This is a genomic window from Pectobacterium wasabiae CFBP 3304 (assembly GCF_001742185.1).
Classification (GTDB): domain Bacteria; phylum Pseudomonadota; class Gammaproteobacteria; order Enterobacterales; family Enterobacteriaceae; genus Pectobacterium; species Pectobacterium wasabiae.
In genome coordinates this window covers 300,708-315,912 of the sequence record NZ_CP015750.1, presented here as the reverse complement: position 1 = coordinate 315,912, position 15,205 = coordinate 300,708, and the positions used below count along the sequence as shown (strand labels likewise).

Sequence of the window (15,205 nt, the reverse complement as noted above, 5' to 3'; positions counted from 1 at the left end):
TACTCTCTACAACAGGCCAGCCTGCGTCATCAGATCCACGACTTTTTTGCTGTTGAGTTTGGCGGCATCCACTTTCGGCGCGTCCAGATCTTTCAGCGGAACCAGTTTGTCATTTGAGAGCGCATTGACGCCAACTGCATATTCAAACGCGTCGTTGGTGCGCAAAATCTCCTGACCGGATTTGCCCGTGATCCATTTGATAAAAGCCTGAGCGTCTTTCGCATGTTTGCTGGATGCCAGCACGCCGCCGCCGGAAATACTGACGAACGCGCCCGGATCTTTATGCTTGAAGTAGTACAGCTTGGTGTTGTTACTGTTTTCGCCGGTCTTAGCCTGATCGACAAAACGGTAATAGTGATAGATCACGCCGCTATCAATCTGGCCTGCGTTCACTGCTTTCATCACCGTGCTGTTACCTTTGTAGGCAGTGAAGTTCTCTTTCATGCCTTTCAACCATGCTTGCGTGGCTTTCTCGCCCTTCAACTCCAGATAAGCGCTGACGATGGCCTGAAAGTCCGCACCCGATGGAGATGCCGCCCAGCGACCTTTCCATTCTGGCTTCGCCAGATCGGCTAAGGATTTCGGCAACTGCGCATCGGTAAATTTGGTTGGGTTATAGACAAATACGGTGGAGCGTGCGGCAATGCCGATCCAGCGTCCGTGAGAAGGACGATAGTCAGGTGCGACCTGATCGAGGGTGGCTTTATCCAGCGGCGCAAAAAGATCGGCGTTATCGACCAGCACCATCGACGGTGAGTTTTCGGTCAGGAACACATCGGCAGGAGACGATTTCCCTTCCTGCACCAGTTGGTTGCCCAATTCGGTGTCGCTGCCGCTGCGTAATGTCACCTTGATTCCAGTTTCTTTCGTGAAGCCGTCCACCCAGGATTTCACCAGGTTTTCATGCTGGGCATTGTAAATCACGATCCCTTCATCGTTTTCTGCTGCGTTTGCCGATGTGCCGAGAGTCAGGCCGGAAGCCAATAAAACGGCAGAACTCAATAATCCAAAACCAAGCTTCATAGTATTTACCCTTATCAATACCCGTTATATTTGAATATTGCTGGCCTACGTTGATCCCCTCGCATCACATTATTTTGGTGACACAGGCGGGGGATGTAGCGGCAGTCGAAAATGGATTTTACATATTGATAATAATAATGATAGTTATTATTATTTCCCTTTCTTAAGGTTAAATTAAGGTTTCGGTGAATGTGATATTTCGGCCATCACGTTATTTCAGTTCGTGTCTCGGTGTGAACTGGGATAAAAAGCCATTCAGTTTCACGCTGAGTGGCTTTGCTGTTTTTGGGGCAGAACAATATTATTCATGAACTTGTATAATGGACACCGATTGATAGCACCACTTTTAGGACACGCTGATGTTAAAAGAAAACTTTAATGACCTCATTTCGTTCCTCGTGGTGGCAAGAGAACGCAGTTTTACCAAAGCGGCGGCGAAGCTCGGGCTTTCTCAGTCGGCGTTAAGCCATTCGATTCGCGGTCTGGAAGAACGCCTTGGTGTGCGTTTGTTGACCCGAACCACGCGTAGTGTCGCGCCGACGGAAGCGGGGGATAAACTGGCGCATAGCCTCGGCCCACGTTTTGCGGATATCGAAAGTGAACTGGTTGCACTGGGCGATATGCGCGAGCGGCCTGCGGGGAATATTCGCATCACGGCGGGGGAGCACGCGGTTGACTCGATATTATGGCCGGTGTTAAAGCCATTTTTAGTGAATTACCCCGATATTAACGTCGAAATCACGATGGATAATGCTTTGACGGATATCGTCATCGGCCGCTTTGATGCGGGCATTCGTTTGGGTGAACAGGTAGCAAAAGACATGATCGCCGTGCGTATTGCACCGGAAATGAGTATGGCGGTGGTCGGTTCTCCTAACTATTTTGCGCGCAATCCGCCTCCCGCAACGCCACAAGATTTACATCAGCATCGCTGTATTAACATGCGCCTGCCGACGGTGGGCGGCATCTATGCCTGGGAGTTTGAAAAAAACGGTCGGGAAATCAAGGTGCGCGTTGAAGGACAGTTGACGATGAATAGCCTGCGCCAGCGGATTGATGCTGCGCAAATTGGGCTAGGCGTGGCCTACGTGCCAGAAGATTCGGTGCAGGATGATATTGCCAGCGGATGCCTGATTCGGGTGCTGACAGAATGGTGCCCGCCGTTTCCGGGCTACTATCTGTATTATCCCAGCCGCAAGCAGCATACCACCGCTTTCTCACTGTTTGTTGAGGCGCTGCGTTATCCGCGTTAGCGCGATGTCTGCGGCGTGGCGGCGGAAACCTCCAGGATGCCGTTATCGATCTCATTCATGAATCTCGGCGCGCAGTATATGCCCGATGGGGAAATAAAATGTGCTCTGATAATAATGAGGCGTTTTATACATTTTACGGCGATTTGGAACACGTGGGGAATTGAAACGAATAGCGATCATTTTCAATGGTGACCTCTATTTCTTCGCCTTATTTATTAGGGCATCTTTTATTATTTTTTAATCATCGACACGATAAAAACACCCTATTACGTTAATGCCTTGACTGCTCACACTGATTTTTTAACCTCATCATTTCCGCTGGCGGTAAAGGGGCTGTCATCATTGAACGGTACTTCATACATGCCGGCGTTTCATCCGGGGGGGATTTTTTCGCACTGGATGAACAGGCGATAACCAACAACGTTACTGAGATAATCAATAGCCGATGGGGAATGGTCTGGTAGTTTTTCATAAACTCTCCTTTTCACCTTTTTGTATCGGTTGCCGGTCATCACTCAAAAGCCCTTGAGCGCCATCATCACTGCGATCGCGTCCAAACGGGAGCGATGGAATCCCGCTCACCGAGCCTTTACTACCTCACATTCGGGCGGCGTAAGCAAGAAGGGATGTCTGAGAATCCTTTTCCTGCCTGGTCGCCAACCTGATTATTGTGACGGACATAAACACTGTACATACCGTTACACAGCAACGCTCATCATCGAAGATAACCCTGGTATATAATCCAAAAAATACAGGGATCGATTTACCGTGAAGATAAAAATTCACAAATTTCAAACAATAAATATCATGTAGCCTTACTTTATATAATGAAAATAAAAAATACTCTCTGTCTACATCTCCTGATGGCTACTCTCGCCATCCTGTTCCTTAGCGTTCACCCGCTAGCGACAAGCTTTGATCCGGCGTTAACATTCCAACCGCTGATTAACACCATGGAAGGAACGCCGAAAGAACAAAGGGAAAAAATAGCGACTATTTCTCATGCTTTACAGGGAAATGCGATTTTCTTTCTTGGTGCATCTGAAGTTTCTACTTCTGAAGATGAACATTATGCGGTCTATAATTATTTTAATAACCAACTGCATCGTCCGGTTGTGGCCTATGGCGATAGTTATATCGATAGCGTCACGCACTTTTTACTGCTTTCACGTTTTAAAGATGAGCTTAACGCTAACAGTAAAGTTGTTTTGCTGCTTGCGCCTGATAGTTTTTATTCGGACGGTATTCCCCCGGCAATTTTTGCCAACAATTTCCCAGCATCTGTCTTTAACCCATTGATGAAGGACGACCAAACGCGTTCCTTTCTGGTCAATTACTTACGGCAGATCGATAAAGAAGAGATAAGCCATTTAACGTTCGGCCAAATGAAAGTCTATGGTTGGGACCCGCAAATTATCTGGCAAGAAGTGAGTTATCAATTTGCTAATTTCTGCGAGCTAATAAAAAGCGACTGGCTAGCGATGCTACGTATTGTCCCTCAGCCTGCGCAACCGTGGCCTCATCCACCCGTTACCAACGTGAGCCCTGACTGGGATCATGAACTGGCTCAGGCTCATGAGCTGAATAAATCTCGCCAGCAAAGTGCCGCCACGCTGTGGATGGATAAGTCTGTTTTTGCAGACGATCAAGCGCGGGAAGAGTGGGATGACGCGCCGATTATTCCTGCGCAAATGGAGGCGTTATCGGCAACGATCAAACTGTTGAAAGCGCGCAATGCCCAGTTTGTGGTCATCGTCGATCCGATCAATCCGTGGGCAATTAAGAATTCCGAGAAATTCCAGCCAATCGATAGTCAGATCAGGTCGATGCTGGAGGAAAATCAGGTTCGCTATCTTGATATGTATGCACAGCCTTATCAGAACGGCTGGAATTGGGACCGCCTTCACCCAACCGAGCCGGCATGGGTCGCGATGGATAAATTTATTGCTGAGAGTTTTAAATGATGAAAACCGCCATCCGCCTTTTTTTCCTTTATCTCTTTCTGGCGGTAACCATCGTTGCGTGGACCTCTGTTGATGAAAGCATGAGTTTAAAAGTGCATTTTGAATATCAAAAATTCTGAAGGATGAATGATGTACAGCTCCGGAATGTTTTTTTTCCTTCTGTTTTCATCAGCATTATTGTTTGCGCTGATTAATCGCGTATTCAGTTATCGGCTGACGTATTTATCCGCCTTTTCCGTCTTGGCGGTGTTAGGCTGGGGATATATTTTCCAGGGGGATTACGTTGTTCCCGTGGCGGTTTTCCTGAGCTTTTATATTCTCGTCACCTTAAAAGAGAAAGGCTGGTTAAAAACCTGGCAGGCGGTCAGCCTGACGTTGCTCCCGCTGTTTTTAGTGAAGTTACACCTTAACAACCATTGGGGCATGATTGGTCTGTCCTTTATGACCTTCCGCGCCATTGATGTTCTGCTTTATCGCAGCAAAAAAGATGGCCAGAATTTCCTGCATTACTTCTGCTATCTCTTTATGCCATTCATTATTCTGGCTGGCCCGATGTATCGCTGGCGGACATGGCTTACTGACATTAATAAACCGGTCTTCGTTATTACTCGTGAGCAGTTTTTAGTGGCCATGGAGCAAATTGTTACCGGCATTATTCAGAAGTTCTTATTTGCCATGCTGATCAATAATCTGGTTATTGAGTCGTGGAGCCAACGCCCGTTTACATTAAGCGTTGGTGTAGTGATGTCACTGGCCTACAGCGCCTATCTCTATTTTGATTTTGCTGGCTACAGCAATATGGCTATCGGGGCGGGGCGCTTATTTGGCCTGACTATCCCGGCGAACTTCAATATGCCCATTCTGGCTAAAAACCCGCAGGATTTCTGGCGGCGCTTCCACATCAGCCTGTCAGAATGGTTGAGGGACGTGGTCTTTATGCCGATTTATATGAATCTGATGAAGCTCGACTTTTTCCGACAGAACAAAACGCTGGCGCAGAATATTGGCATTTTCTGCACCCTGTTTTGCATGGGGGCATGGAACGGGCTTGAACGACACTATGTTATTAGCGGCGCGCTGTTTGGTGCCATTTCCGTTGTTCATAACATGTTGCAGTGGTCTGCCAAACGTAGCCCGGCTTTGAATAATTGTCTACATCATCCGGTTATTGTATTCATCGGTCGAATTCTGACGCTGACAAGCGCTGCGGCCTCCCTCTACATCTTTAGCGGAATGTCTCCTCTATGAACCTTCACTCAGAACTTCAGGAACTACAAGATTTCCTGCGTGCGGCATTACTCGACCCCGCTAACCCCAATCAGTTGGCGATTAGCGGCAGCGATGAAGCAATGACCTGGCAACAGCTATCTGTCGCTGTGACTGATTGGTCGCATCGCTATCGGCACTGTCAGCAGCCCGCAGGTTCGCCGGTGGTGTTATATGGGCATCAGCAGGCGGAGTTTGCTGTCGCGATCTATAGTTGCCTGCTGCATAACATTCCGTATATCCCGGTGGACTGCATCTATCCGCAGGAGCGGCTTAAGGAGATTTGCCATCTGGCGAACGCCCCTTACTACTACGATGTCGCGACCAGGCAGTTTATGGCTACCGGTGAGGCGGGTCAGGCGCTGGTCGAGCAGGATCTCGCCTATATCATGTTCACCTCCGGCAGCACTGGGAAACCGAAAGGGGTGCAGATCGGACGCGAAAGCCTGTGGCACTTCATGAAATGGGTGCGTGAGGACTTTTCACTGCCAGACGTGCCGGTGCTGATGAATCATGCGGTGTTCAGTTTCGATCTCTCTCTGATCCCGCTGCTGGCGAATCTGGCAACCGGAGGGCACATCGTCCTGAATGCAAAAGAAGATATTGCAGCAGAAAACTGGCTCGATCGCCTGAAAGACAACGGCGTTTCTGTCTGGGTTTCAACGCCCTCTTTCGCCTATCAGCGGCTGCTTTCTCCTCAGTTCAACAGTGAATATTTACCTGAACTTAACGTCTTCGTATTTATTGGCGAAGTGCTCAATAAAGCGTTAGTAAAACAGCTACGTCGCCGCTTCCCGCACGCTAAAATTCTCAATTCCTATGGCCCAACGGAAGCGACTGTCGCTACCACCGTTATCGAAATCACCGATGACATTCTGCACAGCGAAAATGATCTGCTGCCTGTCGGCGCGATGATGCCGGACTCCAGAATGGAAATTACCGCTGAGGGTGAGCTGATCATCTGGGGCAAAAACGTGATGCGCGGCTACCTTGGGCTCGCGCAGGAGAACGCTGAGAAATTGTTGCATCGGGAAAGTGAAGCATTCCGAGGCTACAGAACCGGCGACCTGGGCTATGAGAACGGGTTGTTGTACTGCCAGGGCCGAAATGACAGCCAGATCAAACTTAATGGTTATCGTATTGAAATCAACGAGATTGAAAACCGTCTGCTGGCGATATCCGACATCAGCGAAGCCGTTGTTCTGCCGCTGATGAAATCGGGCGGCGGTGTTCTGCGTATCGCGGCGTTCTGCGTGACGAACTTAGCACCAGAGGCGATTAAAACCTCGCTCTCTAAGGTGATTCCGCCCTATATGGTGCCTTCCCAAATTATTATCAAAGACGCGTTGCCGCTGAATCCTAACGGCAAGATTGACCGTAAACTGCTGGACACTCATGCCCGCACGATTTAATTATCCCAGGAAAAATTATGGAACAAGAAATACTCGCGCTGTTTGAAAAGATCTTATCCCGTAAAGTGGGCTTTAATGATGAACTGATTGAGTCCGATATTCTCGACTCGATTCTGGCGGTCGATCTGGTGTTGGAAGTGCAGGACGTTTACGGCTGTGTGATCCCGCCAACTGAAGTCGCTACCGTTCTGAAGACCCCAGCAGAATTGGCTCGCTACATTGAAGAGAACCGCGGCTAAGCTCGACGTGGTGGCGTTTTTTAAAGCCCCTGGATATGTATTCAGGGGCTTTTTTACAAAAGCGGTTGGCGTCAGCATCGCGTTTGTGGCGGCCTTAGCCTGGAACAGTTTGAAAACCAGAATATCGTTTAGGGCTGCGCACACTTTACGTGGGTAAGATCACTTCAAAATAAATAAACGCTGCAACTCGCGCCGATTACGCGCCCCCGTTTTACGGTATAGATTTTTCAAGTGGGTTCGAATCGTATTAACACTCAAATTGAGTTGTTCACCTATATTCTCATTATTCATGCCAAGTCCCACCAACATCGCGACCGACTGTTCCGCCGGCGTGATATTTTTTGCGCCTTCACAAGGGAGCGATTGAGACAGCGTCACCTTGGATGATTTTAGTGGCGAGGTATATAACATTCGAACAAAAATGCGGGTTTGTTCTAACTGTGCTTTAAGGCTGATACTTTCATTTATCTGGTTCTTGCTGGATTGTTGAATCCCCCACACTGCGACGGGCAACCCTAGAGAACGGATCACCGACACCATGGTCACACCACCAACCCCGACCAGACGTGGTGTAACACCTAACTCTTTCTCGATGGCATCGGAAAGAATGCGAATTACTGGCGAATGCCCGGAGGTAATGGGGGCATCAGGCGTGATCTCCACATAGGAAAAGGTAAACGAAACCCTTTCCTGTTTTTCAATAAGGCGGGCTAACTGCTGGAGATCCTCCATCACCAGTTCAAGCCCACAATTCGGCATCAAGCGAATATCGAGATAAAACACAAAATTGGCAGGGACGTGGTTTAGCCCCGTACAATTAGTTTCGGAATGCGTTGGGGTTATCGTTGATGTGGGAGGGAAGAAAAACGGGTCAGGACAAGCATGGCGACGACGTACATGCTTCAAACGAGAAATAAAACGAGCCGCTGCCTCAAAACAATTTGGCCCTTCACTAAATCCTGCATGATATTCCCGACCTTTGACATCAATGCGCACCCAGGCGTTACGCTTTTCGCCAATTTCGATAATGCTGCCGTTCTCGTTGCCATAATCGGGCACCACAATCAGATCGTCAGCGCGAAATAACTGTGGGGTCTTATTCAAAATATGGCCGATGCCTTTCGTGTAGTCAGTAATACCGGCGCTGGTAAAAATAATCCCAATACCCATTGGCGGCGTTATCTTCAGTTGCTTGACCGCATCCAGTAATAATAAAGCGGAAACAATTCCCTGATTGTTATCTTCGACGCCTCTGCCATACAGTCGGTCGCCATCGATGCGCAATATAAACGGATCGCTCACCCAGTGCTCGAGTGGACCAGGTGCAGCAATATCCATATGCGTCACGATCCACAGTGTGTGCCTGCATCCAGGTGGAAGAAAATGTGCCACCAAATTGGGCCTTAGCTTATTGTTTGCCTGAACGTCTAATGCATCCATACGCTGCTCGCGGCACAGGCCATTATGATATAGCCACTCCTCTATCCAACGTGCCTTTATTTCTTCTCCCTCACCGCCGTGCTCAGGATTAACTGCTGGGCGACGAACTAATTCCCGATGGAGATTTATCGCTTCGCCTTCTCGCTGTGTAATGAAGCTTAACAATTTATTCATAATAAAAGACCAAATGGCTAACGTGATGGTGAGAATGCTAATAATTATTTTTCCTGTACCGCTGTATTTACCGTGATCTTTATCAAGCTGTAAATATAAAAAAACACGCTCACCCCCTTTTTGCATAAAAAATGCGTTAACGGGGGGTGAGGCTATTTATAGTTAAATAAAATATCAATGTAAAACAAAGATTTGTTTGTCTTCGTTCAGGGGTGAGCAGCGGTGGTAACCCCCTGATTTTTACTACAAGACTACGGTTAAATACCGGTTAATACCGTGATCCCATCCCCGATTTTAATCGAGGGGGGTGAACGATGAATCAGAGAAAGGGTGATGGCAAAGGATTAAAATTCGCATAGTCTAAATAGTACATAAATATTATTTGTGTAAGCGCAGGGAAATAACGTTGCTCGATACCTCTACTCGTCTATTCCTCTGCACTCAGTTATATCGATATGACGATGTGATGTTTAGCTATTTGTAAAAATAAAAGTAATTCCATTATAACGAATAATCAGTATGAAAAAGACACACAAACATAATTAAGGGAATTAAAAATGAAAACACCGCTTATTCTTATTATCCTAACGAGCGGACTCGTTATACCTGGGACCTCGATGGCAGAAGTGACACTTGTAGATCAGACCAATAACCAGCTATTAACGGGTAGCATGGCATTAGGATTTTTAGCCGGGGAATCAAAAGAATTTATCTATCACCCTACCTATGGAGGAAAAAAAGCCAGTGAGCTCGACTGGAAAATAGACAGTGCAGTCATCCTGAAAGGCGATCTCAGCTACGATCTTTTTTCTCATTTGACGGCGGGAATTCGAGGCTGGACGACGCTTACGTCAGGAAATGGAACTCTGGATGATTATGACTGGGTTAATGATAATCAAGCTGGCTGGTCTCACTGGAGCCACCACAAAAAAACCGACTTGAATTATGCGAACGAAATTGATCTGAATCTTATCGGCTGGATGATAAAAACGCCGGATTACAAACTTGGGGCCACCTTAGGCTATCAAAAAACCAGGTTTAGCTGGTCAGGGTATGGCGGCTACTTTGACTATGACGATGAACAAGGGGGACGCGATATCTTCACTATCCCCGACAGCGAGAAAATCTTTGGATATCAACAAAGTTATAGCATGCCTTACATCGGGCTAGTTGGGGCATGGAGGCATAAAGATCTCGAGGTCGGGGGGATTTTTAAATTCAGCAACTTGGTTCAGGCGAAAAGTAACGACAACCATTATGCCCGGGATCTTACTGTTCGGACTAAGGGAAGAAACTCACTGCATTTTTCGGCGGTGTTAAATGCGGGCTACTACATTCTGCCTCAAACGAAACTCTATGCCGAAGCCGCTTATATCCGAAATGAAGAATCAAAGAGTGGCATGGAATGGCGAGTCGCCGACAGCACAACATATTACGATGGTGACTGGAGCGGGATGGATAACAAATATTATACGTTGTCATTAGGCATACAGCATACGTTTTAAATATCGGTAAATTATTTTATTGCTTTTTTATATATGGAAGTGTTTTTAGCTATTAATTAAATAATAAATTGTTTAGCAATAACATACATCAACAATAACCTTGAGAGAAAATTATCATGAGTAAATATAAGAACCCTGTTTTTATCAATCAGTCTTTAGCGAACCCATCGGTTAAAACAGCAAGTAAGTATATCTCCTATAAAGCCTGGAACGATCCTAACTTTTGGTTCGCAGAAGTCATTGATAATGGCAATGCGTTTTTTCATTGGCATCGAGGCCAAAAAGCTGAAGGTCATAAAGATACCATCATCAATTATCACACGGGTGATGGCACGCAATGGCAGGCAACGATTAAAGATTATGTATTCTTTCACGCCCCTCATGGGGAGGTAGCAAAAGGACATTCAGACAATAAAATTGTTTACATCAGCGCGGACGATCAACCCTATGAGGCTACTTTTGCTGAATGGTGTGATGAATAGCAGCGATTGATAGCAACAATGCGGAAAACTAATCCACCTGCATAGTGCAGGTGGATTTTTTATACCGTTTAGGGTTTATCTCGTAGTCGCGAGAAAGCGTTATTTCGCTGAGAGTTCTCTTCGGATAATTTCTGCGCCTGCACTTAACGCATTGAGCTTGCCTCTGGCTACCTGACGAGATAGGGGAGCCATGCCACAGTTGGTCGAAGGGTAGAGCTTGTCTGCATCGACAAACTGAAGTGCTTTTCGTAGCGTATTGGCGACGTCTTCTGGTGTCTCGATGGTATTGGTTGCCACGTCAATGGCCCCGACCATCACTTTTTTACCGCGAATCAGTTCAAGCAGATCCATGGGAACACGTGAGTTATGGCATTCCAGCGAGATGATATCGATATTGGATTTTTGCAGCTTGGGAAACGCTTCTTCATATTGCCGCCACTCTGAGCCCAGCGTCTTTTTCCAGTCGGTATTGGCTTTGATGCCATATCCGTAGCAGATGTGTACCGCTGTCTCGCATTTCAGCCCTTCAATGGCTCTTTCTAACGCGGCGATACCCCAATCATTCACCTCATCAAAAAAGACATTAAAAGCTGGCTCATCGAACTGAATAATATCCACACCCGCGGCTTCTAACTCTCTCGCTTCCTGATTGAGAATTTTAGCGAATTCCCAGGCCAGTTTTTCGCGGCTTTTATAGTGATTATCATAGAGCGTATCGATCATCGTCATCGGCCCAGGCAGAGCCCATTTAATTGGTTGCTTGGTGAGTTGACGTAAGAATTTGGCATCTTCAACAAAGACGGGTTTTTGACGTGCCACCGCACCGACAACGGTTGGTACGCTTGCGTCATAGCGATTACGAATTTTAACGACTTCACGTTTCTCAAAATCCACGCCGCTAAGGTGCTCAATGAACGTTGTGACAAAGTGTTGGCGCGTTTGTTCACCATCGCTGACGATATCAATGCCTGCACGCAGTTGATCAAACAGCGACAAACTCAGGGCATCTTTTTTCCCGTCAATTAACTCTTCGTTTTGTAATTTCCAGGGGGACCACAGTTTCTCAGGCTCTGCGAGCCAGGACGGTTTGGGCAAACTGCCAGCAGTCGAAGTGGGTAGCAATCTTTTCATAACAGGTGACCTTATATTTTTGGTGAATCAAAGCGCGTAGTGAGCAGACCATTGTTCAAGAATATTCTTGTAGGGTTTGATGAAGTGCTCTTCAGTAAACTTTCCTTGCTCAATAGCCAACTGACTGCGTTCTACCCGGTCATAAACAATTTTTGTTAATGAATGATCCTGATGATTCAGGTTGGGCTGATAGTATTGCCCTGCTGCCGCGTTAGCGTTGTAAATCTCAGGTCGATAAATCTTTTGGAAAGTCTCCATCGTGCTGATCGTACTGATCAGTTCAAGATTCGTGTAATCGCTCAGTAAATCACCAGAAAAATAAAAGGCCAAAGGTGCAACACTATTCGCAGGCATAAAGTAGCGAGCCTGTAATCCCATTTTTTCGAAATAATAGTCGGTCAAGGAAGGTTCATTTTGCTGGTATTCGATGCCCAATACCGGATGCTGATTCCCCGTCCGATGATAGATATTTTTACTTGAAACACTTAAACATATAACAGGTTGTTTATTAAAGTTATTCTTGTAATAAATTGAGTTTGTGAAACATTTAAATAATTTCCCATGCAAATCGCCAAAATTATCTGGTGTACTAAATCCGGGGTGACTCTTATTATGCTCTGGCAGTAATACGCTAAAATCATAATCTCGCACGTAAGAGGAAAAATTATTCCCTACGATGCCTTCAATGCGTTCATTCGTTTTTTTATCGACAATATTTGTTTTCAATATTTCGATCGCCGGAAAGGTGTCGCCATTGCCTTCAATATCAATTTCAACGGAAATGATTTCAAGTTCGACAGAGTAACGATCGCTTTTAGGGTTATCCCAATACGCCAATGTATTGAAGCGATTATCAATCATCGCTAACGTGTTGCGTAAGTTTTCCTGGCGATTCTTTCCCCTGGCCAAGTTAGCAAAGTTGGTCGTGATACGCGTATTTTCGGAGGGGTTATAATTCTCATCGAAGCAACTGCTCTTAATCGTAAATGTAAAATCTTTGTTCATCGCGTTCTTGTATCCTAAATTTTGATATGAAAACTGAATCAATTTGTTGATTTTAATGGCTTTAGTTGTTTCTTATTCAGTTATCTTCATGTTGTCGATAAGTTAATATTGCATATTTTATGCCAGAGTCACTGGGGGAGTGAAAGAGAGTTAATTTCATCAAATATGAATTATATTCATGATCGGGTGTACGGTCAGGAGCGACGTTAGTACAGAAGCCCCTGTTTTACAGAGTTCACCGCTGGAGTTATCTATACTCCAGCCCAGATTCCGCCCCAACAATAGTCACCATCGGTAAGCTTATAAGCGTTGTTTTCTGGCGTTAGACGAGAAAACGTTAGGCGAAATGCCTCTCCTTTTTCTGATACTCCAGGTGCTGTGTGAATCTAATAAGTTACATAACACACAGGGTTGCTTATCATAATATCCTTTTATAGTTCGTGGTCTTTGGTTGTTTTGTGAGATGTGGAACATAAAAATTTAAGATGAAATGTAAACCGCATACGGAGGGAAAGATATTGAGCACGATAGGAAAAATTAACATTGCAGCGGCGATTATCACCGATAGTAAAGGACGTTGCCTGTTAGTGAGGAAACGTGGCACTCGCTACTTCATGCAGCCTGGAGGAAAACCGGAAGCCGGAGAGCTTCCGGAAGCGGCTTTAGTGCGTGAGCTTAAAGAGGAACTCAATTTCATTGTTTCACCTGATGAGCTTGTATCGGTCGGCAGTTTCACCGATGTCGCTGCTAATGAGCCAGGGCATAGGGTATGTGCTGATATTTTTCGCATATCGACAGATAGAACTTATTTTGAACCTGCGGCAGAAATTGAGGAAGTGATCTGGTTTGAGTCTGGCCAGCATAATCATATTAAACTTGCCCCTCTTACTGAAAATCATCTGATTCCTCTGCTGAAAGGGGGTGGCGAGACACGTTGAAAATCCAATTGATCAAAAAAGCTTTTCCAGCCAGCGCTTGACTTAGTAGAACGATCGTTCTACCTTAAGTTCATGAACAAAAAGCCGACAGACACTCGAGAAAAAATCCTGGCGACCGCCGAGCAACTCATTTATCAGAATGGGATTCATGCCACAGGCATGGACCTGCTGGTGAAGACTTCAGGCGTAGCCCGGAAAAGTATTTATCGCTATTTCGCGACCAAAGATGATGTGGCAGCCGCGGCGTTGAATGCACGCGATATACGCTGGATGCACTGGTTCAGAACTGAATGCGACAAAGCAGATACGCCGCAAGATCGTATTCTGAATATGTTCACTGTGCTCAAAGGCTGGTTCGAGTCAGATGGGTTTCGTGGCTGTGCATTCATCAACACGGCTGGAGAAGTTGGCGATCCTGCTGATCCCATCCGCCAGATCGCCAAGCTTCATAAACAAAAGTTGCTGGATTACACGCTTGAACTGACCGATCAATTGAATATCGAGCAATCGTCAGCCTTGGCTAGACAGTTGCTGATACTGATGGAGGGCGCAATCACCATGTCACGTGTAATGGGCGATTACAGCGCCGCCGACAGCGCAAGGGACGTTGCGCAACTGTTGCTAAAACAGGTCTCGTTCTGAGGGCTTGAACTTCAGAGACGCTAACTCTACTGATCTATCCAATTTTCCTGGAGGCACTACTATGCCCAATATCCAAACTCGCCCACCACTTCCTCCTTTCACTCGCGAATCGGCGATTGAGAAGGTACGACTCGCTGAAGATGGCTGGAACAGCCGTGATGCCGAAAAAGTCTCTCTTGCCTATGCGCTGGACACCAAATGGCGTAACCGCGCCGAGTTTGCTACCAATCGCGAAGAAGCCAAAGGCTTCCTCACGCGTAAATGGAAAAAAGAGCTGGATTATCGCCTGATCAAAGAGTTATGGGCCTTTACTGACAACCGCATCGCCGTGCGGTACGCCTACGAGTGGCACGATGATTCTGGTAACTGGTTCCGCTCTTATGGCAACGAAAACTGGGAATTTGAAGCAGATGGTTTGATGCACCGTCGCTTCGCCTGCATAAACGACATGCCCATCAAAGAGAGTGAGCGTAAATTCCACTGGCCGTTGGGACGCCGTCCGGATGACCATCCGGGTTTGACTGAGCTGGGCCTGTAAGTGTAAGTATCACGATTTTCTTGAAAGAAGAGCCGCCGACAACTGAGTTGTTCTGTAAGTGCCGCAAAAGTTTTTCTAACTGGCATATTTACGCAAATCAGTAGTCCCCATACAGCTCTGGTATTTGCCAGTATTTTTCCGCAGCGCTTAGCAAGACATTCAGCCTGCTATGTATATTATCCTGCCCTCAATG

The 15,205-nt window shown here is 46.4% G+C and carries 15 protein-coding genes; 11 read left to right on the top strand and 4 right to left on the bottom strand.

All coding sequences use genetic code 11. The annotated features are described in order from the left end of the window. Nucleotides 1–6 precede the first annotated feature (6 nt). A complete protein-coding gene (locus tag A7983_RS01510; protein ID WP_005970027.1) occupies nucleotides 7–1,023 on the bottom strand; it encodes an iron ABC transporter substrate-binding protein in 1,017 nt (338 codons plus the stop codon). Between the two features lie 359 nt (nucleotides 1,024–1,382). Here A7983_RS01510 and A7983_RS01505 point away from each other — a divergent pair, with 359 nt between their 5' ends. The 6 genes from A7983_RS01505 (at nucleotide 1,383) to A7983_RS01485 (ending at nucleotide 7,157) form a co-directional block, all read left to right on the top strand. Next, nucleotides 1,383–2,276: a LysR family transcriptional regulator gene (locus A7983_RS01505; RefSeq protein ID WP_005970026.1), complete on the top strand. Its 894-nt coding sequence runs from the start codon at nucleotides 1,383–1,385 to the stop codon at nucleotides 2,274–2,276. 827 nt (nucleotides 2,277–3,103) lie between these two features. Next, the gene (locus tag A7983_RS01500; protein WP_005970021.1) at nucleotides 3,104–4,240 is read left to right on the top strand and encodes a D-alanyl-lipoteichoic acid biosynthesis protein DltD; all 1,137 of its coding nucleotides are present in this window, start codon (nucleotides 3,104–3,106) and stop codon (nucleotides 4,238–4,240) included. After that, nucleotides 4,237–4,359 carry a hypothetical protein gene (locus A7983_RS24640; protein ID WP_005970020.1) on the top strand — a complete coding sequence of 41 codons (123 nt, stop codon included), beginning with the start codon at nucleotides 4,237–4,239 and terminating at the stop codon, nucleotides 4,357–4,359. Before A7983_RS01500 ends, A7983_RS24640 begins: the two co-directional genes overlap by 4 nt. A 10-nt stretch (nucleotides 4,360–4,369) precedes the next feature. Further along, nucleotides 4,370–5,488: a membrane-bound O-acyltransferase family protein gene (locus tag A7983_RS01495; RefSeq protein WP_005970019.1), complete on the top strand. Its 1,119-nt coding sequence runs from the start codon at nucleotides 4,370–4,372 to the stop codon at nucleotides 5,486–5,488. Further along, entirely contained in the window at nucleotides 5,485–6,918 is a 1,434-nt protein-coding gene (locus A7983_RS01490; RefSeq protein ID WP_005970018.1) for an AMP-binding protein, read from the top strand. Before A7983_RS01495 ends, A7983_RS01490 begins: the two co-directional genes overlap by 4 nt. A gap of 17 nt (nucleotides 6,919–6,935) precedes the next feature. Next, nucleotides 6,936–7,157 carry an acyl carrier protein gene (locus tag A7983_RS01485; RefSeq protein WP_005970017.1) on the top strand — a complete coding sequence of 74 codons (222 nt, stop codon included), beginning with the start codon at nucleotides 6,936–6,938 and terminating at the stop codon, nucleotides 7,155–7,157. A gap of 159 nt (nucleotides 7,158–7,316) precedes the next feature. Here the strand turns inward: A7983_RS01485 and A7983_RS01480 are convergent, their stop codons facing one another. After that, nucleotides 7,317–8,897, bottom strand: coding sequence for a M20 family metallo-hydrolase (locus A7983_RS01480; RefSeq protein WP_005970015.1), 1,581 nt, complete (start codon nucleotides 8,895–8,897; stop codon nucleotides 7,317–7,319). A gap of 431 nt (nucleotides 8,898–9,328) precedes the next feature. Between A7983_RS01480 and A7983_RS01475 the strand changes: the two genes are divergently transcribed. Together A7983_RS01475 and A7983_RS01470 are read left to right on the top strand one after the other, a co-directional pair. After that, nucleotides 9,329–10,276 (top strand): omptin family outer membrane protease, encoded by a 948-nt coding sequence (locus A7983_RS01475; RefSeq protein ID WP_005970013.1) that lies wholly within the window; start codon nucleotides 9,329–9,331, stop codon nucleotides 10,274–10,276. Between the two features lie 116 nt (nucleotides 10,277–10,392). Then, nucleotides 10,393–10,758 (top strand): DUF4751 family protein, encoded by a 366-nt coding sequence (locus A7983_RS01470; RefSeq protein WP_005970012.1) that lies wholly within the window; start codon nucleotides 10,393–10,395, stop codon nucleotides 10,756–10,758. Nucleotides 10,759–10,857: 99 nt separating this feature from the next. Here A7983_RS01470 and A7983_RS01465 read toward each other — a convergent pair whose 3' ends face one another. Further along, complete coding sequence (locus A7983_RS01465; protein ID WP_005970011.1) at nucleotides 10,858–11,889, bottom strand: methionine synthase; 1,032 nt, start codon at nucleotides 11,887–11,889, stop codon at nucleotides 10,858–10,860. A 27-nt stretch (nucleotides 11,890–11,916) separates the two neighbouring features. Then, entirely contained in the window at nucleotides 11,917–12,894 is a 978-nt protein-coding gene (locus A7983_RS01460) for a DUF1852 domain-containing protein (protein WP_005970010.1), read from the bottom strand. 527 nt (nucleotides 12,895–13,421) lie between these two features. Between A7983_RS01460 and A7983_RS01455 the strand changes: the two genes are divergently transcribed. The 3 genes from A7983_RS01455 to A7983_RS01445 all read left to right on the top strand — a co-directional run bounded on the left by A7983_RS01455 (nucleotide 13,422) and on the right by A7983_RS01445 (nucleotide 15,012). Then, nucleotides 13,422–13,832, top strand: coding sequence for an NUDIX hydrolase (locus tag A7983_RS01455; protein ID WP_086002461.1), 411 nt, complete (start codon nucleotides 13,422–13,424; stop codon nucleotides 13,830–13,832). A gap of 72 nt (nucleotides 13,833–13,904) precedes the next feature. Then, complete coding sequence (locus A7983_RS01450; protein WP_005970008.1) at nucleotides 13,905–14,474, top strand: TetR/AcrR family transcriptional regulator; 570 nt, start codon at nucleotides 13,905–13,907, stop codon at nucleotides 14,472–14,474. A 61-nt stretch (nucleotides 14,475–14,535) separates the two neighbouring features. Then, nucleotides 14,536–15,012 carry a nuclear transport factor 2 family protein gene (locus A7983_RS01445; protein WP_005970007.1) on the top strand — a complete coding sequence of 159 codons (477 nt, stop codon included), beginning with the start codon at nucleotides 14,536–14,538 and terminating at the stop codon, nucleotides 15,010–15,012. Nucleotides 15,013–15,205 lie beyond the last annotated feature (193 nt).

Bases quoted from the DNA above. Each gene is read 5' to 3' on its own strand.
- A7983_RS01510 (WP_005970027.1), bottom strand. From the start codon at position 1,023: ATGAAGCTTGGTTTTGGATTATTGAGTTCTGCCGTTTTATTGGCTTCC.
- A7983_RS01505 (WP_005970026.1), top strand. From the start codon at position 1,383: ATGTTAAAAGAAAACTTTAATGACCTCATTTCGTTCCTCGTGGTGGCA.
- A7983_RS01500 (WP_005970021.1), top strand. From the start codon at position 3,104: ATGAAAATAAAAAATACTCTCTGTCTACATCTCCTGATGGCTACTCTC.
- A7983_RS24640 (WP_005970020.1), top strand. From the start codon at position 4,237: ATGATGAAAACCGCCATCCGCCTTTTTTTCCTTTATCTCTTTCTGGCG.
- A7983_RS01495 (WP_005970019.1), top strand. From the start codon at position 4,370: ATGTACAGCTCCGGAATGTTTTTTTTCCTTCTGTTTTCATCAGCATTA.
- A7983_RS01490 (WP_005970018.1), top strand. From the start codon at position 5,485: ATGAACCTTCACTCAGAACTTCAGGAACTACAAGATTTCCTGCGTGCG.
- A7983_RS01485 (WP_005970017.1), top strand. From the start codon at position 6,936: ATGGAACAAGAAATACTCGCGCTGTTTGAAAAGATCTTATCCCGTAAA.
- A7983_RS01480 (WP_005970015.1), bottom strand. From the start codon at position 8,897: ATGCAAAAAGGGGGTGAGCGTGTTTTTTTATATTTACAGCTTGATAAA.
- A7983_RS01475 (WP_005970013.1), top strand. From the start codon at position 9,329: ATGAAAACACCGCTTATTCTTATTATCCTAACGAGCGGACTCGTTATA.
- A7983_RS01470 (WP_005970012.1), top strand. From the start codon at position 10,393: ATGAGTAAATATAAGAACCCTGTTTTTATCAATCAGTCTTTAGCGAAC.
- A7983_RS01465 (WP_005970011.1), bottom strand. From the start codon at position 11,889: ATGAAAAGATTGCTACCCACTTCGACTGCTGGCAGTTTGCCCAAACCG.
- A7983_RS01460 (WP_005970010.1), bottom strand. From the start codon at position 12,894: ATGAACAAAGATTTTACATTTACGATTAAGAGCAGTTGCTTCGATGAG.
- A7983_RS01450 (WP_005970008.1), top strand. From the start codon at position 13,905: ATGAACAAAAAGCCGACAGACACTCGAGAAAAAATCCTGGCGACCGCC.
- A7983_RS01445 (WP_005970007.1), top strand. From the start codon at position 14,536: ATGCCCAATATCCAAACTCGCCCACCACTTCCTCCTTTCACTCGCGAA.